At 66.7% G+C, this 22,290-nt stretch carries 15 protein-coding genes; 9 read left to right on the top strand and 6 right to left on the bottom strand.

What is annotated here, in order from left to right:
- Positions 1-67: 67 nt before the first annotated feature.
- Genes DFO47_RS05785 through DFO47_RS05775 form a run of 3 tightly spaced genes read right to left on the bottom strand, consistent with a single transcriptional unit; the run spans position 68 to position 2,526 of the window.
- The gene (locus tag DFO47_RS05785) at positions 68-805 is read right to left on the bottom strand and encodes an amino acid ABC transporter ATP-binding protein (protein WP_018760271.1); all 738 of its coding nucleotides are present in this window, start codon (positions 803-805) and stop codon (positions 68-70) included.
- Positions 802-1,566 carry an amino acid ABC transporter permease gene (locus DFO47_RS05780; RefSeq protein WP_018760270.1) on the bottom strand — a complete coding sequence of 255 codons (765 nt, stop codon included), beginning with the start codon at positions 1,564-1,566 and terminating at the stop codon, positions 802-804. The genes DFO47_RS05785 and DFO47_RS05780 overlap by 4 nt, the downstream gene beginning before the upstream one ends.
- Positions 1,567-1,578: 12 nt before the next feature.
- Positions 1,579-2,526, bottom strand: a complete 948-nt coding sequence (locus DFO47_RS05775; RefSeq protein WP_018760269.1) for an ABC transporter substrate-binding protein — start codon at positions 2,524-2,526, stop codon at positions 1,579-1,581.
- On the opposite strand from DFO47_RS05775, the gene DFO47_RS21090 reads away from it, so the two are divergent.
- Positions 2,498-2,716, top strand: coding sequence for a hypothetical protein (locus DFO47_RS21090; RefSeq protein ID WP_166651668.1), 219 nt, complete (start codon positions 2,498-2,500; stop codon positions 2,714-2,716). The two genes, DFO47_RS05775 and DFO47_RS21090, sit on opposite strands and share 29 nt — an antisense overlap.
- Before the next feature lie 141 nt (positions 2,717-2,857).
- On the opposite strand, the gene DFO47_RS05770 is transcribed toward DFO47_RS21090, so the two are convergent.
- Positions 2,858-3,568: a 3'-5' exonuclease gene (locus DFO47_RS05770; RefSeq protein ID WP_133830996.1), complete on the bottom strand. Its 711-nt coding sequence runs from the start codon at positions 3,566-3,568 to the stop codon at positions 2,858-2,860.
- A gap of 63 nt (positions 3,569-3,631) precedes the next feature.
- On the opposite strand from DFO47_RS05770, the gene DFO47_RS05765 reads away from it, so the two are divergent.
- The 3 genes from DFO47_RS05765 to DFO47_RS05755 are packed head-to-tail and all read left to right on the top strand — an operon-like array spanning position 3,632 to position 10,898.
- Positions 3,632-4,048, top strand: a complete 417-nt coding sequence (locus tag DFO47_RS05765; RefSeq protein ID WP_109863756.1) for an MGMT family protein — start codon at positions 3,632-3,634, stop codon at positions 4,046-4,048.
- 26 nt (positions 4,049-4,074) lie between these two features.
- Positions 4,075-7,374, top strand: coding sequence for an ATP-dependent DNA helicase (locus DFO47_RS05760; RefSeq protein WP_133831076.1), 3,300 nt, complete (start codon positions 4,075-4,077; stop codon positions 7,372-7,374).
- Positions 7,371-10,898, top strand: a complete 3,528-nt coding sequence (locus DFO47_RS05755; protein WP_243835361.1) for a UvrD-helicase domain-containing protein — start codon at positions 7,371-7,373, stop codon at positions 10,896-10,898. Before DFO47_RS05760 ends, DFO47_RS05755 begins: the two co-directional genes overlap by 4 nt.
- 46 nt (positions 10,899-10,944) lie before the next feature.
- Here the strand turns inward: DFO47_RS05755 and DFO47_RS05750 are convergent, their stop codons facing one another.
- Complete coding sequence (locus DFO47_RS05750) at positions 10,945-12,177, bottom strand: macrolide 2'-phosphotransferase (protein WP_133830995.1); 1,233 nt, start codon at positions 12,175-12,177, stop codon at positions 10,945-10,947.
- Positions 12,178-12,320: 143 nt separating this feature from the next.
- Between DFO47_RS05750 and nudC the strand changes: the two genes are divergently transcribed.
- The 3 genes from nudC to DFO47_RS05735 are packed head-to-tail and all read left to right on the top strand — an operon-like array spanning position 12,321 to position 16,184.
- Complete coding sequence (nudC, locus tag DFO47_RS05745; protein WP_133830994.1) at positions 12,321-13,343, top strand: NAD(+) diphosphatase; 1,023 nt, start codon at positions 12,321-12,323, stop codon at positions 13,341-13,343.
- A gap of 55 nt (positions 13,344-13,398) precedes the next feature.
- On the top strand, positions 13,399-15,534 hold the full coding sequence (locus tag DFO47_RS05740; RefSeq protein WP_018760262.1) for an ATP-dependent DNA helicase UvrD2: 2,136 nt from the start codon (positions 13,399-13,401) through the stop codon (positions 15,532-15,534).
- Positions 15,531-16,184, top strand: a complete 654-nt coding sequence (locus DFO47_RS05735; protein ID WP_133830993.1) for a M48 family metallopeptidase — start codon at positions 15,531-15,533, stop codon at positions 16,182-16,184. The genes DFO47_RS05740 and DFO47_RS05735 overlap by 4 nt, the downstream gene beginning before the upstream one ends.
- Positions 16,185-16,286: 102 nt before the next feature.
- On the opposite strand, the gene DFO47_RS05730 is transcribed toward DFO47_RS05735, so the two are convergent.
- Positions 16,287-17,729 carry a zinc-dependent metalloprotease gene (locus tag DFO47_RS05730; RefSeq protein WP_133830992.1) on the bottom strand — a complete coding sequence of 481 codons (1,443 nt, stop codon included), beginning with the start codon at positions 17,727-17,729 and terminating at the stop codon, positions 16,287-16,289.
- 265 nt (positions 17,730-17,994) lie between these two features.
- On the opposite strand from DFO47_RS05730, the gene DFO47_RS05725 reads away from it, so the two are divergent.
- Positions 17,995-19,068: a S16 family serine protease gene (locus DFO47_RS05725; protein ID WP_018760259.1), complete on the top strand. Its 1,074-nt coding sequence runs from the start codon at positions 17,995-17,997 to the stop codon at positions 19,066-19,068.
- A 165-nt stretch (positions 19,069-19,233) separates the two neighbouring features.
- Positions 19,234-22,212 carry a UPF0182 family protein gene (locus tag DFO47_RS05720; RefSeq protein WP_196803300.1) on the top strand — a complete coding sequence of 993 codons (2,979 nt, stop codon included), beginning with the start codon at positions 19,234-19,236 and terminating at the stop codon, positions 22,210-22,212.
- Positions 22,213-22,290: the final 78 nt, after the last annotated feature.

Here is a 22,290-nt window from a genome sequence, read left to right as displayed (position 1 = left end):
CCCCCCCTGCGTACAAGGGGGAAAAGTCCGGGAGGCGGGGATTTTTGGTCCGTGCCTGCCGGGCTGCCTACAGGACGTCGGCGAGGAACCCCTTCAGCCGGTCCGTCCGTGGCTCGGTGAAGACCTGCTCAGGAGGGCCGGACTCCACCACCACGCCGGCGTCCATGAACGTCACCGCGTCGGACACGTTGCGGGAGAAACCCATCTCGTGGGTGACAACCACCATGGTCATGCCGCCCTTGGCGAGGTCCGCCATCAGGGCCAGCACGCCCTTGACCAGCTCAGGGTCCAGCGCGGAGGTCGCCTCGTCAAAGAACATCACCTCCGGCTTCATGGCCAGCGCGCGGGCAATGGCGACACGCTGCTGCTGCCCGCCGGACAGGTTGGCGGGCCGGGAATCAGCCTTGTGCTTCAACCCGACAAGGTCCAACTGCTCCAGGGCCTCGGCGCGCGCTTCCTCCTTGGAGAGCTTGCGCAGCTTCCGCAGGGCAAGCGAGACGTTCTCCACCACCGTCTTGTGCGGGAACAGGTTGAACTGCTGGAACACCATCCCGATCCGGCGCCGGAGTTCATCCGGGTTGTCCTTCAGGACCGAACGGCCGTCCAGCAGGATGTCCCCCTGGTCCGGTTCAATCAGCCGGTTCATGACCCGCAACAGGGTGGACTTGCCCGACCCCGAAGGGCCAATGACGGAAGCCGTCGTGCCCTGCGGAACGTGCAGGTCAATGCCCCGCAGCACGTGGTTGCTGCCGAAGGACAGGTGGATATTCTTTGCGCTCAGTGTTCCGGACGTGAACTCGCTCATGCCTGGGCTCCCTTCCCGACGACCGCTGCAGCTTCGTCCGGTTCTTTCTTTTCCGGCCGTCCGGTGCGGAGGCGCCTGTCGATCCAGTTCACGAAGTGCGTCAACGGAACGGTGAGCACCAGGTAAAAGACGGCCGCAGCGACGTAGGGCGACAGGTTGCCGCTTGTGGACGCCGCGTCCTTGCCGATCTGGAAGATCTCCCGTTCGCTGGCCAGCAGCCCGAGCATGAAGACCAGGGAGGACTCCTTGATCAGCGCGATGAACTGGTTGACCAGGGCCGGAAGCACCCGCCGTACACCCTGGGGCACGACCACCAGGCGCATGGCCGGGCCGTAGCCGAACCCCAGGGCACGGGTGGCTTCGAGTTGTCCCTTGTCCACGCTCTGGATGCCGGAGCGGAAGATCTCGCCGATGTAGGCGGCCGACATCAGGGACAGTGCGGCGATTGCCATCGGGTAGGGGCTGGTGGACCCGGTCCACTGCCGGACGATCGGCCCGAAGCCCAGCCCGATCACCAGGATGGTGAGGATGGGCGGCAGCCCGCGGAGCACGTCCGTGTAGATACGCGCGACCCAGCGGGCCCCGGCGTTCCGGGAGATCCCCATCAGGGCAAGCAGCATGCCAAGCACTGTTCCGATGACGCCGGAGGAGACGGCCAAAACGAGCGTATTCGGAAGCCCGACGGCGAACATTTTGGGCAGGACGGCGCCGATGGCATTCCAGTCAAGGAAGGTATCGGAGAGTAGTTTGAGGATATCCATGGAACGCCCGGGTTACTTCGCGGGAACCTGGACGGCTTTGCTGCCCGGCTTCCAGCCTTGCGGGGTCTGCTCGGCGGCCGTGGGACGGTCCGTGTACCACTGGGCCGTGAGCTTGGTCCACGTGCCGTCAGCGATAACGGCGTCGAGTCCCGCGTTGAGGGCGTCAATCAGTGGCTTGTTGTCCTTGTTCACTGCGTACGCGGTGAAGTTCTGGGTGTTGACCACCTTCTCGGCAATCTTGGTGTTGTCGCCATCCTTGACCTGCCCGGTGGCCTGCTGCGAGGGTGCCACCCAGGCGTCGACCTGGCCGGACTTCACATTGGCGTAGACAGTGTTGTAGTCCGGGAACCGGACCGGCTCGAGACCCAGGGTGTTCGTGACGTAGTCGTCCTGCACAGTGCCCTGGACCACGCCGATGCGCACGCCGTCCTTGAGGTCGGCGAAGCCCTTGACCGTGGAGTCGTTCTTGGTCACGACAGCCATGTAGCCGAAGTCGTAGCCGTTGGTGAAACCGACCGTCTCACGGCGCTTGTCCGTGGTGGAAATCGAGGAGGATCCGACGTCGAACTGCTTGTTGGCCACCTGGGACAACAGGGCCGAGAAATCGGTGGAGGCGAACTCCACCTTCAGGCCCAGCTTGTCACCGATGGCGCGCAGGAGTTCGTTGTCGTAGCCGGTGAACTTGCCGGAAGGGTCAATGAAGATGTTCGGCGGGGCATCGGAGAGGGTGCCGACGCGCAGGGTGCCCTCGGTGATGAGGCCGAGCTTGGTCTTGTCGATCTTGTCGATCGGCGTGACGTCCGCGGTGGTGTACTTGTCCAGCGTCTGCTGGTCGCTGCCCTTCAGGGCGTCGGTGGGGGTGCCGCTCGGCTGGGAGGAGCCACCGCACGCCGCGAGCGAAACCGCAAGGGCGAGGGCAACAGGAGCGGTTGTGAGCCACTTCATCGCTTTGATTTTCATCAGGTTGTCACTTTCATTGAGTCCTAAGTCGACCGGGCCGCAGGGCTGCGCTGTGGCGCCTGGTACCTGCTCCCGGCGCTGGTCCAGCCGGGCTGGGCAGGCGGTGACCGCAAAACTTTATTGTCTCACCAGCGTGATTATGGGGAGTGAGATGAAGAAAGTGCTGCTCCATGACTTGTTGGCCGAATAATGATCAGCCGTGGAAGGATTCATGGAGTGATCAGAGCCCCTGGCGGCCGCGCGAACGAAGGATCAGCCGACCTGAGGGGGAACTTTCATTAAGCAACGTGACTGTGACATGCCTCCCAATCCGGCAGGCGGCAGGAGCGGCCTAGAAGCCTCCGGCAGTGGCATCCTGTGGCGGCAGGACAGGCCAGTCTCCCTCGATCACGGCCGCAGGCTTGGTCTTGCGGAGGTAGTTCTGGAAGTCCGCGGCCTGGGCCGTAGCCCATTCGATCTGGAGCTGGTGCAGGTTGCCCGCCGGCATCTGAAGTTTGGGGAACTTCCCGGCCATCGCATCGAGCACGCGCAGGGTGGCGAGAGCGTCGGCGGCGGAGGTGTGAGCATTGTCCAGGTTCACGCCGTATTCCTCGCAGAGGGCAGTGAGCGTCCGCTTGCCCTTGCGGTACCGGTCCACTTGCTTGTTCATGATGTACGGGTCCAGGATGGGGAAGCGGTGGAGTTGCGGCACCCCGTACCGCGCCGACTCCGCAGCGAGGACCGTAAAGTCGTAGCTGGCATTGAACGCGATGACCGGGATTTCCGAGTCAAAGAGTTCCTGCAGGACGGCGGCGACCTCCCGCGTCACCTCATGGGCCGGCCGGCCGTCCCGCCTCGCCTGCTCGGTGGTGATGCCGTGGACATCACTGGCCTCCGTGGGAATCTCCACACCCGGGTCCGCCAGCCACTCGTGCTCCTTGATGACCCCGCCTTCATGGTCCACCACGGTGATCGACGCCGTGACGATCCTGGCCGCACGCGAATTACGGCCGGTGGTTTCAAGGTCAAATGCTGCGCGGGGGAGGGTATGCCAGGAGCTCATGGTTCAACGCTAAGGGGACCCGCCGACAATTTAGTGGAACGCCACTGCCGCTACATTGGATCAATGCGGAAAGAGTATGTCCAGGCGGTCCTTGCCGTTGTCAGGCTGGTTTCGCCGGGATCCGCAGTGTCGTACGGGGATGTCGCCGAGCTCCTGGGGTCCGGTGGGCCCCGGCAGGTGGGCTCGGTGATGAGCCACTTCGGAAGCGGTGTGCCCTGGTGGCGCGTCCTGAAAGCGAGCGGGCATGCCCCCGAAGGCCACGAAGCCGAGGCTTTGTACCGCTACCTCGAGGAGGGAACCCCGCTGAAGGGAGACCATGCGGCGTACCTCCGGACAGGGGAAGGACGGTGGCGCGTGGATTTGGCTGCGGCACGTTGGGCCCCCACCGACGAGGATTTTGAGCGGATCGATGCCGCCGCCGGGGAGTTGGAGCGCAGGCTCCGGAGATTGTCGGTGGCTGATGATGGAATGAGTTTGTGACAGTAACTATCCCCTTGAACGGCCCCTTGGCCCCGCGGCAGGAAAGGCAGGAGGCCCACGAGGGTGCATTTTCCGGTACCCCTGCTCTTCGGCTGCTCCCGCCCCGCCGGGCGCATGCGGAAGCAATCCAGCTCACGCCGGACCAGCAGGCAGCGGTGGATGTTGCGCAGGGTTCAGGGCCGGTCCTGGTACCCGGTGCACCGGGCACGGGAAAGACCACCGTCCTGGTGGAGGCAGCCGTCCAGCGCGTCTTCCGCGACGGGGTGGATCCGGAGCGCATGCTGATACTGGCGCCCACCCGCCTTGCCGCAGACTTCCTGCGGGACCGCTTCACTGCCCGCCTGGACCGTAGCCTCAGCACCACTCCCGCCAGGACCTGGGCGTCCTATGCATTCGACCTCATCCGGCGGGCCAAGGCCGAGGGCGTCATCCAGCTCTCGAGGCCACCCCGGCTCCTGTCCGGTCCGGAGCAGGACCTGATTATCAAGGAGCTCCTGGAAGGACACAGGATCCCCGGCCTTGAGCTGCCGTGGCCGGCCGATCTCGACCGTGCACTGGAAACCCGCGGTTTCCGCCAGGAGGTGCGGCAACTCTTTGACCGCGTCATTGAATCCGGCCGCACGGCCGAGGACCTCTCCCGGTTGGCGGACCAGTGTGGACGTCCGGACTGGAAAGCGGCTGCAGCGCTCTACGCGGAGTACCGGGACGTCCTGGACCTGCGGATGCCGGAAGCGTTCGATCCTGCCGGTATCATCACAGCCGCCCGCCAGATCTTCCAGGACGCCCCCGATTTCCTCGCGGCCGAGCGTGACCGCTTGCAGGTGGTCCTGGTGGACGATATCCAGGAGGCCAACCCCGCAATCTTTGAACTGTTGGCCGATATCGGGGCCGGCAGCGACTGCTACGTGACGTCGTCTCCGGACACCGTAGTCCAGGGATTCCGTGGCGCCAGGCCGGACCTCGTTGCTGAACTGCCGCGGCTCCTGGCCGCCCAGGATCCCGTCCTGGAACGTCCGCTCCGTTACGCGCACGGCCTGGCCCCCGCCGTCGCCGAGTCGTGGCTCAGTGTTGCCGGCCGCATCTCGCAACGTGCCGGCGGCCAGTTGGCGCGGCGGCTGGAGCCAATCGGCCGGACGGCCCGGAACGATGGCCCGGCGCACGACGAGGACAACGTCCCGGCCGGCCGTGTCGAGGCCCACCTGGTCCCCACACCAGTCCATGAACTGCGCTATGTTGCCCAGAGAATCCTTGACCAGCACATCAACCACAACCGCGGACTTGGCGACATGGCGGTGATTGTCCGCAACGGCGGCCAGGTCAGCGAGCTGCAGCGGTACCTGTCCGGGCAGGGCATCCCGGTCCGGGTCCCCGTGGCTGAATCCGCGGTCCGGGACGAGGTAGCGGTCCGGCCGCTCCTGGATGCCTTCGCCATTGCCTTGGATCCGGACCTCCTGACGCCGGAAGCCGCCGTGGCCCTCCTGACGTCGCGGATCGGAGGGGCCACATCCATCGAGCTCCGCCGGCTCCGGCAATCGCTCCGCCGGGAGGAACTCCTCGGTGGCGGCGGGCGAGCCAGCGATGTCCTCCTGGTCGAGGCACTGCTCGAGCCCGGGGCGCTCGGCGCCTTGGGCCTTGAAGGCCGGGCAGCGCGGCGAACCGCGAGGATGATCCAGGCCGGCCGCGCGGCAGCCGCCCTGCCCGGCGCCAATGCCGAATCAGTGTTGTGGGCTCTGTGGAACTCCACCGGCCTCGCCCCCGCTTGGACGTCAACTGCCTTGTCGGGCGGTCCGCACGGGGCCCGGGCGGACCGCGACCTCGACGCGATGATGGCCCTCTTCCACACCGCTGAGCGGTATGTGGACCAGATGCCCGGCGCGGGCCCTGAGCAGTTCCTGGAATACCTGCTGAACCAGGAGCTTCCCATGGACACCCTCGCTGCCCGCGCCCAGCTGGATGACGCCGTTAACCTGATGACGCCGGCCAGCGCCGCGGGCCGCGAATGGCCGGTCGTCATCATTGCGGGGCTGCAGGAGGGTGTGTGGCCCAATACCAGGCTCCGCGGCGAACTGCTCGGCAGCACCCTGTACTCCGACGCCGTGGAACACGGACCGGAGTATGCGCTCCAACGGGATCCGTTGAGCCGGTTGAGGGATATCCGCTATGACGAACTGCGCAGTTTCTCCACGGCGGTATCGCGGGCACGCGAACTCCTGGTGTGCACCGCCGTCTCATCGGAAGACGACCAACCGTCATCCTTCCTGGACTTCGTCGCACCACTGGAACCGGGGCAGGAGGGGCGCGTTTTCACCCAGGTCGAGCGGCCCATGACCCCGCGTGCCCTGGTCGCCGAACTCCGGCAATATGCCCAATCCGATGCTGCGGATCCCGCGCACAGGGAGGAGGCGGCCAAAGTGCTGGCACGCCTGGCCGCCGCCGAACCTGCGGTCGCCGGTGCCCACCCGGACACCTGGTGGGGGCTGGCTCCGCTGAGCTCCTCCGAGGCCGTGGTGCCGCCGGGGTCCACCGTGTTCGTGTCCCCGTCCAAGGTGGAGACCGTGCAGAAGTCGCCCCTGGACTGGTTCGTCCAGGCGGCGGGCGGCGAGGCGGCCACCGACTTTGCCCGCAGCCTTGGCACCCTTGTGCACGCGATCGCCCAGGACATGCCGGAAGCGTCCGGCTCCGAGTACGTTGCGGAGCTGGTGCGCCGTTGGCCGGCGCTGGGGATGAAGGATAACTGGGAAGGGCGGCTGGATTTTCAGCGCGCCGAGTCCATGGTGCGGAAGTTGGCGCAGTATGTGGTGGCCATGAGGGCTGAAGGCCGCAGCCTGCTGGGCGTGGAAAAGGACTTCGATGTTGCCCTAGGGGACGTGGTGGTGGACGCAGCGGCGCCGCGCGATGCAGTGCTCCGCGGGCAGGTTGACCGGCTGGAGGTCGACGGCGAGGGCCGCCTGGTGGTGGTGGACCTCAAGACCGGCAAGAGGCAGCCCGGCAAGGGTGAGCTCTCCAGCCATCCACAGCTTGGTGCATACCAGGCAGCGGTGGTCGCCGGCGGTTTCGAGGCCGGCCCGCAGGGGAACGGCTTGTCCGGCGGTGCCATCCTGGCGCAGCTCGGCACCGGGGCCAAGAACCCGTCCATCCAGCAGCAGGAGCCTCTGGACCCGCAGGAAAACTGGGCGTTGGACATGGTCAAGGATGCGGCCGCCGTGATGGGTGGCAGCGAATTCGTCGCACGGCACGATCCGGCCAAGGGCAGCCACGGCGGCCATGGCTGCCGGCTTCCCGAAGTATGTCCGCTGTGTGCCCGTGGAAGGCAGGTCACCGAATGAGCCACCCGATGGAGGTCCTGACTGCAGGGGAGGCCGCCACATCCCGTTTCAGTCCCGAAGAGCTGTCCGTGCTGCTCGGCGAAAAGAACATCCCGACGCCGGAGCAGTCGGCCATCATCTCTTCCCCCCTGTCGCCCCGGCTGGTGATCGCGGGGGCGGGTTCGGGAAAGACCGCCACCATGGCGGACAGGGTGGTATGGCTGGTGGCCAACGGCTGGGTGACGCCCGAGGAAGTCCTGGGGGTGACGTTCACCCGGAAGGCTGCCGGCGAGCTCGCCGGCCGGATCCGGTCGAAGCTGCTGGCCCTGCAGCGGCTTGCCGCAAAGGACGCCGGCGGCGGGATGTTTCCGGAGGGCCTGCTCAGCAGCGACGCACTGGAACCCAAGGTGTCCACGTACCATTCCTTCGCCAGCGGCATCGTCTCGGACTACGGCCTCCGGCTGGGTGTGGAACGCGATGTGGTATTGCTTGGCGGCGCGCAGGCATGGCAGTTGGCAAGTGAGGTGGTTGAGGCCTACGACGGCGAATACGCCCACTTCCGGGCGGCGAAGTCCACCCTGGTGAAGGCCGTGATCCAACTGGCGGGGGAGTGCGCCGAACACCTCCAGGAACCCGAGGACGTCGAAGCCTGGTTGATGGCGCGCCTCTCGGAATTCGAGTCCCTGCCGTATCTGGCAGACAAGAAGAAGAACCCGCCGCAGGCAGCGGCGGAGCTTGCCGGAATGCTGCGGACCAGGGCGAGCGTCGCTGATATGGTGGGCCGCTACGCTGCGGCGAAACGTGCCCGCGGCGCCCTCGATTTCGGGGACCTCGTGGCTCTCGCCGCGAAAGTGGCGCAGGAGGTTCCCCTGGCGGCCGCGATGGAGCGGCAGCGGTACAAGGTTGTCCTGCTCGACGAGTTCCAGGACACGTCGTACGCGCAACTGGTACTTTTTTCCCGCCTTTTCGGCGGCGGCCATGCGGTCACGGCAGTCGGCGACCCCAACCAGTCGATTTACGGGTTCCGCGGCGCTTCCGCCGGGCAGTTGTTCCACTTCGTCCGTGAATTTCCCGTCCGGACCGCTGAAACCGGCACGGGGTCGGGCTGGGCGCCCGCCCCAACCTCCTACTTGACCACAGCCTGGCGGAACGGCCGCTCCATCCTCGCTGCCGCAAACGTCATGTCCCAGTCCCTTGGCCTGTCGGCCGCCAGGCGCGGGCCGGCAGGAGCGACGGCGGCCGTGGCCGAAGTGCCCCCGCTGCAACCCAGCCCCCACGCTGTCGATGGAGCAGTGGTGCTGGGACGCTTCGCCAGCGACGTCGAGGAGGCCGCCGCGCTGGCCGAGGACGTCCTGAGGTACAAGGTCACAGACTTCGAAGCCAAGGCGGACGGAACCGCCGTTGCCCCCGCCTTGGCCGTGCTGTGCCGCAGGCGCGCCCAGATGGAAACCATCCGCCGGCAATTCGAGGCCCGTGGCATCGCCTACGAAATCGTGGGCCTTGGCGGGCTCTTGGACACCCCCGAGATCGTAGACCTCGTCGCCACCCTGCGAGTCCTTGCGGACCCGGGCCGTTCCGATGCCCTCATGCGGCTCCTGGCCGGTGCACGGTGGCGCATAGGTCCCGCGGACCTGATGGCGCTGCGGGACTGGTCCAGCCAACTGGCGCGAAACCGGGGCAAAGCCTCCGCCGGGCTCAACCTCGAGGACACCGACACCGACACCGTCACCGGCAACGAAGGCGATGCCGGTGACGGGCCGGTCCTGGAAAGTGACCTCACGGACGGCGCCAGCCTCGTGGAAGCCCTGGACTTCCTGCCGCGCGACGGATGGACGTCGTCGAACGGACGGACCCTTGGTGCGCCGGCCCGCACGCGTCTTGCCCGGTTGTCGGCGGAACTGCGCCAATTGCGCGGTTACCTTGGCGATGACCTCACCACCCTCCTGGGTGAAGTGGAACGGGCCATGCTCCTGGATATCGAGGTGGCGGCACGGCCCTGGATCAGCATCCATCAGGCGCGGCGTAACCTCGACGCCTTCCAGGACGCCGCGGCGGGATTCCTCCGAACCTCCCAACGGGTGGATATCCTCGCCTTCCTGTCATGGCTGGAGGCTGCCTCCGCTGAGGAGAACGGCCTGGAAGCACCTGCCAGCGACGTGAACCGGGAAGCAGTCCAGCTGTTGACCGTCCATGCGTCCAAGGGCCTGGAATGGGACGTTGTCTTCGTGCCCGGGCTGAACGCGGGAGCCTTCCCGAGCGACAGGGATTCCCGCTGGAGCAGCGGGTCGGCAGCCCTTCCTTGGCCTTTGCGCGGAGACCGGGCCGACCTTCCCCAGTGGGACGTGGAACAACCGGACCAAAAGGGGTGGCTGGATGCTGAGAAAGATTTCAAGGCGGCGGTGCAGGCTCACGGGGAAGAAGAAGAACGACGGCTTGCCTACGTTGCCTACACAAGGGCCAAGCATGTGCTGTGGGTATCGAGCGCCGCCTGGGTGGGTTCTCGCGCCGGCCGGGCCGAGATGTCCCCCTTCCTGGCGGAGCTTGCACCACTGACCCAGCCGGCCGGCAACGAACTTCAGGCTGCCGCCGTGATCCATCGGTTGTCCTTGGAAGAGGCCGCCCTTCCGGAAGAAAGCCCGCTGACGCTGGAGACAGAAGAAGCGGTGTGGCCCTATGACCCGCTGGAGGGTCCGACGGACGCGCGGACCGGTGCGCGGCTCCGCATGTCACGTGGCCGCAGGGCAGCCATGGAAGCTGCGGCCGGGCGGGTGTTGGGCCTGCTGGAGGCCGGCGTGGCGCTGCCGGAGGAGTCCGGGAAATCCAGCGGAGCGGGCGTGCCCCGGAACGGCGGGGGGCCGCTGCTCACGGGAGCGGCCGCCGGCTGGGCGAGGGAAGCTGCGCTGTTGCTGGAACGCAGGGCCAGAAGGTCAGGCGGCCAGGAGGTTCACCTGCCTACCCACATCTCCGCCTCCACCCTCGTGGACCTCGGGGAGGACCCTGAAGCAGTGGTAGGGCGGCTGCGCAGGCCGGTTCCCCGCGAACCGGGCATGTCGGCGCGAAAGGGCACGGCCTTCCATGCCTGGGTGGAGGAGTACTTCGGAACCGCGGGGATGCTTGACCTCGGCGAGGCGCCGGGGTCGGACGATCACATCGATGCTGCGTACGACCTTGACGACATGGTGGCCACGTTCAAGGCATCCCCATGGGCCGACAGGTCCCCGGCCTTCGTTGAGGTGCCGGTCGAAACAAGGGTGGGTGACGTAGTTGTCCGGGGACGGGTCGACGCCGTCTTCCAGGACGCCGACGGCCGCTGGGACCTGGTGGACTGGAAGACCGGCCGCCGCCCGTCAGCCGGGCAGCTGAAGACCCGTTCGATCCAGCTTGCCGTGTACCGGCTTGCCTGGGCACGCCTGAAAGGCGTACCGCTGGAAGACGTGCGGGCTGCGTTCTTCTATGTGGCGGACAACGCCGTGGTGCGGCCGCACGACCTCGGGTCGGCCGCCGAGCTGGAAGGAATAGTGTCGCGCGCCCTCGCCCGGACGTGAGGCGCGGGTTTACTTTGCGCGCAGCCGGCGTGCGTCCCGGTGCTGCTCAGCCCTGTTTGACGTTTATGACCGAGATGGCGGCGGTGGAGGTGTCATCAGGTCCTTGGGTCGTCGACGCCCCGTCCTCGGCGTCGGGTGCCTCCTCCACCGGGATGGGAGTCACATGCACGGCGGGCTGTGCGGGCGCTGCCGGTTTTGCCGGTTCTGCCGGGACCGGAACAACCGTGACGGCGGGGGAGGACCCGGAATGTGCCGGGGTGGGCACGGCGGTCGACGCGGTACTCTCCGAGGACGCCGGTGCAGCCGCTTCCGCATTGTCCCGGCTTGCGGGGTCCGGAAGGGGTTCGACGCTTATTGGCTGCCCACCAAACTCGGCGATGTCGCCGGCCAGGCTCTCCAACATGCCTTCTGCCTCGATGACCATGGCCTCATCACCAGCTGCAAGCCCCTTGACCAGATATTGTGCCAGCGCAAACTCCGCTGACAATGCAGCCCGGCGAAGGAGGTGCTGGTCCGGGGCGTCGCGGCGACCGGAGGTGTAGGACTTCAGAACTGCATCAACGAAGTCCTGCTCATTCGAAGCCACCAGCCAGGCGAAGTCGTCCGCGGGGTCACCGATCCTCAGGTCTGTCCAGCCGGTGACCGCCGTGACCCGCCCTGACTCGATAAGCAGGTTGTCTTCGTGCAGGTCGCCGTGGACCACGCAGGGGTTGAACCGCCACAGGGACACGTCCTCCATTGCGTGTTCCCAGCGGCGCAGGAGCGCGGCCGGAATCTTACCCGTGGTTGCTGCTTGGTCCAGCTCGTTCAGCCTCCGTTGGCGGAACTCGTTGGGGGTGTAGCTGGGGAGATCGGCGTTGCTCACCAAAGACCGGGGCAGGTCGTGGATGGCAGCCAGGGCGGTACCGATTTCGCGGGCGACGCTGCCCGGACCGGACGTCAATTCCTCAACGCTGCGCGTGGTGCCCGACAGGTGCGAGTACACGAAGGTGCTTAAGGTTCCCAGCCGTACGCTGCCGGCTACCGTGGGCATGAGGAAGGGCAGTTCGGCCCGCACGGCCGGAGCGAAGGCCCGCAGCACCAGGAACTCCGTTTCCAGCCGGGCGCTGGCCTCCGCGTGCCGCGGCGACCTGACCCGCCAGCGCTTGCCTTCTGAATCCAGGAGCAGGGCCGAGTCGAAGTCCGCGGGATCATCCGGTGCAGAACTAACGGCCGTCGGCGTCAGTCCGGGGACTGCCGCGGTTGCAATGGCCGCCAGCTCAATCGGTTTTCTTCTCACCGTTCCACGGTAGATTGCCAGCTGTCCCAGACTGAGGTCTGCCGGCGGCGAGTCTTGAGATTGCTTGAATTCAGGGGGCGTTACCTACCGGCAAACCGCACCATGAAATGTGAAATGTCCGGGGCAGTCAGTACGGTGGACTCATGAGCCATACGGAGTCTGTCCTGCCCGTTCACCAGGCTGCGCCGGCAGGGTTGCCCGCGAACCAGCTGGCGGACACCCTGCTCCCGGTGCGGCCGGCCCTGGTGGACCGGGGATCTGCTGCCCGCATCAGGCCCGGCATGATCGATGACCTGCTGGCCGGTCCGGATGCGCTGGCCGTCGTCCTGTCGGGCCGGCAGGGCCTGGTGCAGGAAAGCACCATGGTGCTCGCCCCCGCCAGGGAACTTTTGGCGGAGCTTGAAAGGGCCGGGGCAACCCCGCACCTCGTGGTGTACCTTGGCTCCGCACTGCCCGGTTCGGACCTCCCGGAGGGCACGGAGCTGTTGCTGTTTGTCCTGCCTGAACCGCCCGAACCCGGTACGGCCGGCATCCCCGCGGATGCGGCCTGGGCGGGGTTCAGGGACGTTGCGGCAGGCCTGACCGCCACCTCCACGGCGTTGTTCGTGGAGTCCAGCGCCATCGCCAACTGGCACGCCGGCCACACACACTGCCCGCGCTGCGGCACGCCTACAGTCGTGGAAGCAGGCGGCTGGGTCCGCCGTTGCCCGGCGGACAACTCGGAACACTATCCCCGGACCGATCCTGCGATCATCGTCACTGTCGTCGGCGCGGACGGGCGGCTGCTGCTCGGTGGCGGGGGTCCCGTGGATGCCATTAATTACTCCACCCTTGCCGGCTTTGTTGAGCCGGGCGAATCGCTGGAGCAGGCCGTCGTCCGCGAGATCCAGGAGGAAGTCGGGGTCCGGGTTTCGGCCTGCCAGTATCTGGGCTCCCAGTCGTGGCCGTTCCCTGCCTCCCTTATGCTTGGATTTACCGCCGTTACCGAAGACACCCAGGCAACGCCCGACGGCGTCGAGGTCACCAGGGCCCGCTGGTTCAGCCGCGAGGAACTCCAGGAAGCCGTGCTCAGTGGCGAAATCACCATTTCCAGCAGGCTCTCGATTGCCCGCTCACTGATTGAGCACTGGTACGGCGGCCGGATCCGGGACCTGACCGGAGCCTAAGTAATTCCATCCACCAGACTCCAGCACGCGGTAGTCGAGAAACAAAGCAGCAGAAGTGACTACAGAGAATTTTGACGGAGCAGCCTCCCTGGAGGACCGGATCCTCGGGGGGCTGGACGCCGAACAGCGTGAAGTGGCCAGCACCCTCAACGGTCCGCTGTGCGTCCTGGCGGGAGCGGGTACGGGCAAGACCCGCGCCATCACGCACCGCATCGCCTACGGCGTCCATTCGGGGGTCTACACGCCCCAGCGACTGCTGGCGGTGACCTTCACCGCCCGGGCCGCGGCCGAGATGCGCAGCCGCCTGCGGGACCTGGGAGCGGGCAATGTCCAGGCAAGGACCTTCCACGCCGCCGCGCTGCGCCAACTGCAGTTTTTTTGGCCGCAAGCGGTGGGCGGCACCCTGCCGAACCTGCTGGATCACAAGGCCCAGATCCTCGCCGAGGCCGCCCGGCGGCTGAGGCTGAGCACCGACCGCGCGTCCATCCGCGACCTCGCCTCGGAGATTGAATGGGCCAAGGTGTCCATGCTGACGCCTGCCAATTACCTGGAGAACGCGCAGGGACGCGGTGCACCCGGGGGATTCGACCTCACGGCGGTGGCCCGCGTTTTCCAGTCCTACGAGGACGTCAAGACGGACCGCAACGTGATCGACTTCGAAGATGTGCTGCTGATTACGGTGGGCATCCTGCAGGAGGACGAGAAGGTGGCGGCCACGGTCCGGGAGCAGTACCGGCACTTCGTGGTGGACGAATACCAGGACGTTTCCCCGCTGCAGCAGCGGCTCCTCGAACTCTGGCTTGGCGGCCGCGACGAACTCTGCGTGGTGGGCGACGCCAGCCAGACCATCTACTCCTTTACCGGAGCATCCCCCCGTCACCTGCTGGACTTCAAGACCCGCTACCCGCAGGCCAACGTGGTCAAGCTCATCCGGGACTACCGTTCCACACCCCAGGTTGTGAAGCTGGCCAACGACCTGCTGGCGGGCCGGCGCAGCGGCGGCCCTGCCGCAGACGCCGCCTGGGCCACGCCCCTGCAACTCGTGGCCCAGCGTCCCGCCGGCCCCGTGCCCCAGTTCACCGAATGCACGGACGACGAAGCCGAAGCCGCCACCGTGGCGCTGAAGATCAAGGCACTGCTCGACGCCGGGACACCGGCGAGCGAGGTCGCGGTCCTTTTCCGCACCAACGGCCAGTCCGAGGCCTACGAACAGGCGCTGGCGGCTGCGGGAATCGGCTACCAGCTGCGGGGCGGCGAACGCTTCTTCGCGCGCAAGGAGGTGCGGGACGCCATTCTCCAGCTTCGCGCCGCCACCAGGGCCGTCAGCGAAGCGGATTCCCCGGAACCACTGGGCCAAGTGGTCCGGGACATTGTTTCCTCCCTCGGCTACACGGATTCCGCCCCGCACAGTGGTGGCGCCCTCCGCGAGCGGTGGGAGTCATTGGCGGCGCTGGTGGCACTGGCCGATGAACTGGCGCAGAACCGCGGTCCGGAATTCGGGCTCGGCGACTTCGTCAACGAACTCCAGGAGCGGTCCCTCGCCCAGCATGCCCCCACCGTGCAAGGCGTGACGCTCGCCTCCCTGCACGCAGCCAAGGGATTGGAATGGGATGCCGTGTTCCTGGTGGGGCTCAGCGAAGGCCTGATGCCCATTTCCTTCGCAGATTCGCCTGAATCGGTCGATGAGGAGCGCCGGTTGCTCTACGTCGGGATCACCCGCGCCCGTGAACACCTCTCGCTGTCGTGGAGCACGGCGCGGACTCCCGGCGGCCGGGCCAACCGCAAGCCGTCCCGTTTCCTCGACGGGCTGCGGCCCGACTCCGTTGCCAGCTCCAGCGCCCGCGGCAAGGGACCGGTTCCGCGCCGCAAGGCGGCCGCTCCGGCAGTCTGCCGGGTTTGTGGCAGCATGCTGTCCACCGGGGCGGAGCGCAAGGTGGGACGCTGCAACGCGTGTCCGCCCAGCTACGAGGAACAGACCTTTGACGCCCTCCGGAACTGGCGGCGCGACGTCGCCCAGTCCGCTGACGTTCCCGCGTTCGTCGTCTTCACCGACGCCACCCTCACTGCGATAGCTGAGGCGCGGCCTGCGTCCCTCGAAGAACTTGCCGGGCTTGCCGGCATCGGTCCATCCAAGCTTGAACGCTATGGGGAGGATGTCCTGAAGGTCCTTGCCGAAAGCAGCGTGCTGTGAGGCGCGGCAGCCCGCCAGGCAGCCACGGGCAGCCCGCCGCCGTCCTGACCACCACCGGTGGATCCCCCGTGGAGGTGCGGCGGTCGGCGCGCCGCACCCGGACCGTCGCGGCATTCTGGGAAGACGGTACCGCCGTGGTCGCCATTCCGGCCCGGTTCACCGCGGCCCAGGAACGTGAGTGGGTCCACCGGATGCTGGCAAAGCTGCACAAGCAGGGGGAGCGGCGCGCCGCTTCCGGCCGGCGGCGTCCCGCCACCGACGAAGCCTTGGCCGCCCATGCCGCCCAGTTGTCTGAAACATACCTTGGCGGCCGGGCAACGCCCACATCGGTACGCTGGGTCGGAAACCAAAACTCGCGGTGGGGTTCCGCGACCCCCGCCGACGGGACCATCCGCTTGTCGGACAAACTGCGCCCGATGCCCCAATGGGTGATCGACTACGTCCTGCTGCACGAATTGGCGCACCTGCTGGTGGCCTCGCACAACGCGGCGTTCTGGCGGTTGCTCGAGGCCTATCCCCACACCGGGCGCGCGAAGGCGTTCCTCGAAGGTGTCTCATACGCCACCGCACGGGGCCTGGACAAAGACGCTGCCGCCCCGGACCGTGTGCCCAACACTGCCGGGAACCCCTGGCCGGGCGACGCCGACTAGGACCACCCACCGCTCAACGTCCGGCGCCAACCGCGCGCAGGCCCATCACCCCGGCTTAACGGACCGGCGCGGCCGGGAAACCCCCGGCCGCGCCAACCAATCTCAGCTCTTCGGCTGGTCCGAACCGCCGTCGTCCGTGTGCTGGCCGCCGTCATTTGTGTCCGTGCCGGCGGCGGTGTCACCGTCAGCACCGGGCGCCTCGTCAAAACCGCCGCTGAGCAACTTCTGCAGGGCGTCGTCGACCTCGCTGTCGCTCGCTTCGGCGAGCTTCCGGCGGGAGCTGAAACCCTTCGGGTCATCGAGGTCTTCCGCGGTGGGCAGCAGGTCGGGGTGGTGCCAAATGGCGTCTCGGCCTTCAATGCCGCGCTCATCTTTCAGCGTTGCCCACAGCGTCGCGGCGTCGCGCAGGCGCCGGGGCCGCAGCTCCAGCCCCACCAGGGAGGCAAATGCGTGTTCGGCCGGACCGCCGGTGGCCCTGCGGCGCCGCACCGTTTCCCGGAGAGCGCCGGCGGAGGGCAGCAGGTTCTCGGTGGCGGCAGCGGTGAGTTCGTCCACCCAGCCCTCCACCAGGGCCAACGCTGTCTCGAGCTTCTCCAGTGCCTGCTCCTGGGCGGGGGTCCGCTGCGGCATGAACACGCCCTGGGAGAGGGCCTCCTGGATGCCTTCCGGGTTGCTCGGGTCGATGTCCCGGGCGAGCTCCTCGATGCGGGAGGTGTCGATATGGATGCCACGGGCGTAGGCCTCGATGGCGCCCAGCAGGTGGCCACGCAACCACGGCACCTGCACGAACAGGCGCGCGTGTGCGGCCTCCCGCACGGCAAGGAACAGCCGGATGTCGTTCTCGGGCAGCGACAGGCCTTCGCCGAATGCCGCGACGTTGGCAGGCAGGAGCGCCATTTCAAGGTCGGCGAGCGGGACGCCAATATCGGTGGAGCTGACAACATCCTTGGACAGGGCCCCGATGGCCTGGCCCAGCTGCATGCCGAAGATGGCCCCGCCCATGTTCTGCAGCATCGAGGAGGCGCCGCCCATCATGGACTTCATCTCCTCGGGCATCTGCTCCGTCATGGCCGAGGACAGGGCGTTGGCGATGCTGTTGGCCACCGGTTCGGTCAGCCGCTTCCAGGTGCCAAGGGTTGCTTCCACCCACTCGGCACGGGACCAGGCTTTGCCGATCAGCCCGGTGGCGGGCAGGTCCGTTACCGGGTCCAACCACAGTTCGGCCAGGCGGAGTGCTTCGTCGACGTCCCGGGACTGCTGCGCGGTGACGGAGGGATCTGAACTGCCGGCGGCGACGCGCCGGGCGTTGTCGTGCGCCAGAGTCCAGTTGACGGGTCCTTCGGACGGCGCACTCATCATCGCCTGCACCTGGGAGAACATCTGGGCCAGCAGGTTGGGGTCGTCAGGCAGGCCGGCAGCCTTGGCGAGCTCGGCGGGGTCGAAGTTTTCCATCCCCTTGCCGCCCATCAGGTTCTGCAGCATCTCGGTCAACGGATCCTTGGGATTGTCGTCGCCGTTGGACGGATTGAGTGGGTTGGAGGTCATGGTCCCGCCGATCGATGGTGTGACTGTTGATCAGTCTTCACGGTACCCCGGTGGGGCGTGGCTGTCTGCCGCCCGCCGCCGTCGTTCGCTCTAGGCAAAGCGCCCCGGGACATCTTCACCGCGTACTGTTGGTGGGGTGACTACAACCCGTGGCGGCCATTCCTCCGAGGACCACGTTCCCGAGCTTCGCCCCTTCTCCGGTCCGGAACCAACGGGGGGCAACGGCCCCCTTGACGGCGAGGACGGCAGCGGCTCAGCAGGGGGCATGGTTGCGGACGACGGCGGGCGGCCGGGCAGGCGCCTGTCCACCATGATGGTTGCCGGGCTGGCGGCGCTGGGGCTTGGCATCGCTGTTGGGACCCTGCCGGTGCCGTATGTCATCGAGTCCCCCGGGCCCACCTACAACACGCTGGGGGAGAGCCAAGGGCATCCGGTCATCAGTGTCAGCGGCCATGAAACGTATCCCGCGGCCGGAAGCCTCGACCTGACCACGGTGTACGTTGACGGCGGTCCCACCGGCTCCGTCAGCATCCTCAGCGCTTTCTCCGCGTGGCTGGACAGTTCCAAAGCCGTGTACCCGGAAGAATTGATCTACCCCACGGGTACCACCAAGGAAGAGGCCCAGGAGCAAAGCGCCGTGGCCATGACCACGTCGCAGGAAAACGCCGTCGCGTCGGCTCTGAATGAACTCAAGATTCCTTTCAGCCAGCAGCTCCAGGCCGCGGACCTGTCAAAGGATTCCGCTTCCGCCGGGAAGATCCAGCAAGGCGACGTCCTGAAGACCATCAACGGCAAGGACATCACGTCCCTGTCCGTCATCCAGGATGAGCTGGCGGCAGGCAAGGGTGCACCGGCTACGGTAACGGTGGAGCGCGGAGGCCAGCCCGTTACCTTGGACATCACGCCCAAGGACAACGGCCAAGGCCGCTACATTCTTGGCGTCATGCTCAAGTACCTGTTCAATTTCCCCTTCCAAGTCCAGATTTCCCTGGACAAGGTGGGCGGACCGAGCGCAGGACTCATGTTTTCGCTGGGCATTATCGATACCGTGACGCCGGGTGACCTCACGGGCGGCAAGCACATCGCGGGCACGGGCACCATCGCCCCGGACGGCACGGTGGGCCCTATCGGCGGGATCGCACAGAAGATGCGCGGTGCCCGCGCATCCGGCGCCACGCTCTTCCTGGCGCCGGCCGGAAACTGCGACGAGGTGGCCGGCCATGTTCCGGACGGACTCCAGGTGGTCCGGGTGGAAAACCTGTCCCAGGCCCGGCACGCGGTGGAAGCCGCAGGCAGCGGACAGGACACGTCCGGCCTGCCGACCTGCGCAAACAACTAGACTGGGCGCATCTAGAACCGACAGGAACTAAGCTCCACCGCCACTCGTGGCACAGATGACGGACCAAACCAGCCGTTTTTGGCCGGTAGGGTGCGTCGCTCGCACGCTTCGAATATTCTGACGACCAGCTATGAGGTACCCAGTTTGTCCCGTCCCGCCAGCACCATGCCCACAGGCAGACCCCCTTCACGTCGCGGCGCCTTAACGCCCACCCTGATCGTTGTCGCCCTGGTGGTCGTGGGCTTCATTTTCTTCGCCAACGTTTGGACCGACGTCCTCTGGTACCGGCAGCTGGGCTTCATCGAGGTCTTCATCACGGAGAACCTGGCCAAGATTGCCACGTTCGTGGCCGGCTTCGCCCTCATGTTCGCGGCTGTGTTCTTCGCGATCCGGATCGCCTATAACGCCCGGCCGGTGTACGCGCCGGATTCGGAGGTGCGGGACAACCTCAACAGGTACCAGGCCCAGCTTGAGCCGGTCCGCCGGATTGTCATGGTGGGGCTTCCCATCCTGTTCGGCCTGTTTGCGGGCAGCGCCGCGGCGAGCCAGTGGCAGAAGGTGCTGCTCTTCTTCAACCAGGTGGGCTTCGGGCAAAACGACCCGCAGTTCAACATGGACATCAGCTTCTACCTGATGACCCTGCCCTTCCTGGGGTTCGTGACCGGGTTCCTCATCAGCGTGGTGGTCATTGCCGGCATCGCGGGGATCCTCACCCACTACCTGTACGGCAGCATCCGGCTCATGGAGCGGGGCGTCTTCACCAGCCGCGCAGCACAAATCCATATAGCGGTCACGGGTGCGGCCTTCCTGGTGCTCCTGGGAGTCAACTTCTGGCTGGACCGCTTCTCGTCCGTGCAGAACAACGGCGGCCGCTGGGCCGGCGCCCTGTACACCGATGTCAACGCCGTCATCCCCACCAAGGCCATCCTCGCCGTCGCGGCCGCCCTGGTGGCAGTCCTGTTCATCGTCGCTGCCGTCATCGGCCGCTGGCGACTGCCGGTGATCGGCACGGCAATGCTGATTATTACGTCCATCCTGGCCGGCGGCGTCTACCCGTGGGTGATCCAGCAGTTCCAGGTGCGTCCGTCCGAACAGACGCTGGAAAGCCAGTACATCCAGCGCAATATCGACAACACCCGCAGGGCGTACGGCCTGGACGGCATCCAGGAAACCCGCTACGACGCCACGAACACGGCCAGCACCGGTGCGCTGGCACCTGATGCGCAGACCACGGCCAATATCCGGCTCCTGGACCCCAACCTGATCTCGGACGCCTTCGCGCAGCTGGAACAGTACCGCCCGTACTACCAGTTCCCCAAGGCCCTGAACGTGGACCGCTACGAGGTGGACGGCAAGATCCAGGACACCGTGATCGCGGTGCGCGAGCTGAACCCCACCAACGTGCAGACCAACCAGCAGGGCTGGCTCAACCAGCACGTGGTGTACACGCACGGCTATGGCGTCGTGGCCGCCAAGGGCAACAAGTTCACGGTGGACGGCAAACCTGAGTTCCTGCAGTCCGGCATCCCTTCCACCGGCGTCCTCGGCAGTGATTCCACCTACGAGCCGCGGATCTACTTCGGCGAGTCCTCGCCGGAATACTCGATCGTGGGAGCTCCGGACGGCGCCACCCCGCGCGAACAGGACCGCCCGTCCGGCAAGGAAGGCGAAGGCGAAACCCAGTACACCTTCAAGGGCAACGGCGGCCCGAACGTCGGCTCTTTCTTCAACAAGATCCTGTACGCCATCAAATTCCAGTCCTCGGACCTGCTGCTCTCGGACGGGGTGAACTCCGAATCGCAAATCCTGTACGACCGGAACCCCCGCGAACGCGTCCAGAAGGTGGCCCCGTACCTAACGGTGGACGGTGGATCCTACCCGGCCCTGGTGGACGGCCGGGTCAAGTGGATCGTGGATGCCTACACCACCAGCCAGTACTACCCCTACTCGCAGCAGAAGCAGCTCTCCGATGCGACGGCTGATTCCCAGACCAGTTCCGGCCGCGCCGTGGCGCTGCCCAACAGCACGGTGAACTACATCCGGAACTCGGTCAAGGCCACGGTGGACGCCTACGACGGCTCGGTCACCCTGTACGCCTGGGACGATACCGACCCCGTCCTGAAGGCCTGGCAGAAGGTCTTCCCGTCCTCGCTGAAGCCGTACTCCGAGATGTCCGGTGCGCTCATGAGCCACGTGCGCTACCCGGAGGATCTCTTCAAGGTCCAGCGGGAGCTCCTGGGGCAGTACCACGTGACGGATCCCATCAGCTTCTACAAGAACAACGATGTGTGGAGCACTCCGGCTGATCCGACTGTGGACACGGACGTCAAGCAGCCGCCGTTCTACATGTCCTTGCAGATGCCTGACCAGCAGAAGCCGGCGTTCCAGCTGACGTCGTCGTTCATTCCGCAAATTGTCAACGGAAACGCACGGAACGTCCTGTATGGCTTCCTGGCCGCCGACTCGGACGCCGGCAACCAGGCGGGGGTGAAGGCTGACGGCTACGGCAAGCTGCGGCTGCTGCAGATTCCGCCGGAGACCCAGGTCCCCGGCCCCGGGCAGGCGCAGAATAAGTTCAACTCGGACCCCACCGTGTCGCAGGCCCTTAACCTGTTGCGGCAGGGCGCATCGGATGTGCTGAACGGCAACCTGCTCACCCTGCCCGTGGGCGGCGGCATCCTCTATGTCCAGCCCGTCTACCTCAAGTCGACGGGCGAGACCTCCTACCCGACCCTGCAGCGGGTGCTGGTGGCATTCGGTGACAAGGTGGGCTTCGCGCCCACCCTGGACGCAGCCCTGAAGCAGCTCTTCGGAGGCGATTCGGGGGCAGCAGCCGGAGACTCGGCCAATAACGGGCAAACGCCCGCCGGGCCGGCAGCGCCTTCGACGCCTGCGGCAGCCGACGCCAAGGCCCAGCTGAAGGCGGCTTTGGATGACGCCAACTCGGCCATCCAGGCCGGCCAGACAGCCCTTGCGGCGGGCGACTTCGCCGCCTACGGCGAGGCCCAGAAGAAGGTCGCGGCCGCACTGCAGAAGGCCATGGAGGCCGAAGCCAAGATTCCGGTCACGGCTCCGGAAGCGACGCCGGCACCGGCCGCCTCCGGTTCACCTTCGGCGACGCCGTCCCCGTCAGCGAGCCGCTAGTCCGACGACGGCGGCCCGGCATCCCAGCCTTAACGGGCGCGGGTGCCGGGCCGGCGTAACGGACGTCACGCCCCGCCG

It is taken from the genome of Arthrobacter sp. AG258 (genome assembly GCF_004364695.1).
Taxonomy (GTDB): domain Bacteria; phylum Actinomycetota; class Actinomycetes; order Actinomycetales; family Micrococcaceae; genus Arthrobacter.
Note: the sequence above shows the minus strand (reverse complement) of the source record. Positions and strands in the feature narration are given on the sequence as shown.

Excerpts from the sequence above, each read along its gene's own strand:
- DFO47_RS05785 (WP_018760271.1), bottom strand. The coding sequence starts at position 805 with ATGAGCGAGTTCACGTCCGGAACACTGAGCGCAAAGAATATCCACCTG.
- DFO47_RS05780 (WP_018760270.1), bottom strand. The coding sequence starts at position 1,566 with ATGGATATCCTCAAACTACTCTCCGATACCTTCCTTGACTGGAATGCC.
- DFO47_RS05775 (WP_018760269.1), bottom strand. The coding sequence starts at position 2,526 with ATGAAAATCAAAGCGATGAAGTGGCTCACAACCGCTCCTGTTGCCCTC.
- DFO47_RS05770 (WP_133830996.1), bottom strand. The coding sequence starts at position 3,568 with ATGAGCTCCTGGCATACCCTCCCCCGCGCAGCATTTGACCTTGAAACC.
- DFO47_RS05765 (WP_109863756.1), top strand. The coding sequence starts at position 3,632 with ATGCGGAAAGAGTATGTCCAGGCGGTCCTTGCCGTTGTCAGGCTGGTT.
- DFO47_RS05755 (WP_243835361.1), top strand. The coding sequence starts at position 7,371 with ATGAGCCACCCGATGGAGGTCCTGACTGCAGGGGAGGCCGCCACATCC.
- nudC (WP_133830994.1), top strand. The coding sequence starts at position 12,321 with ATGAGCCATACGGAGTCTGTCCTGCCCGTTCACCAGGCTGCGCCGGCA.
- DFO47_RS05730 (WP_133830992.1), bottom strand. The coding sequence starts at position 17,729 with ATGACCTCCAACCCACTCAATCCGTCCAACGGCGACGACAATCCCAAG.
- DFO47_RS05725 (WP_018760259.1), top strand. The coding sequence starts at position 17,995 with ATGGTTGCGGACGACGGCGGGCGGCCGGGCAGGCGCCTGTCCACCATG.
- DFO47_RS05720 (WP_196803300.1), top strand. The coding sequence starts at position 19,234 with ATGCCCACAGGCAGACCCCCTTCACGTCGCGGCGCCTTAACGCCCACC.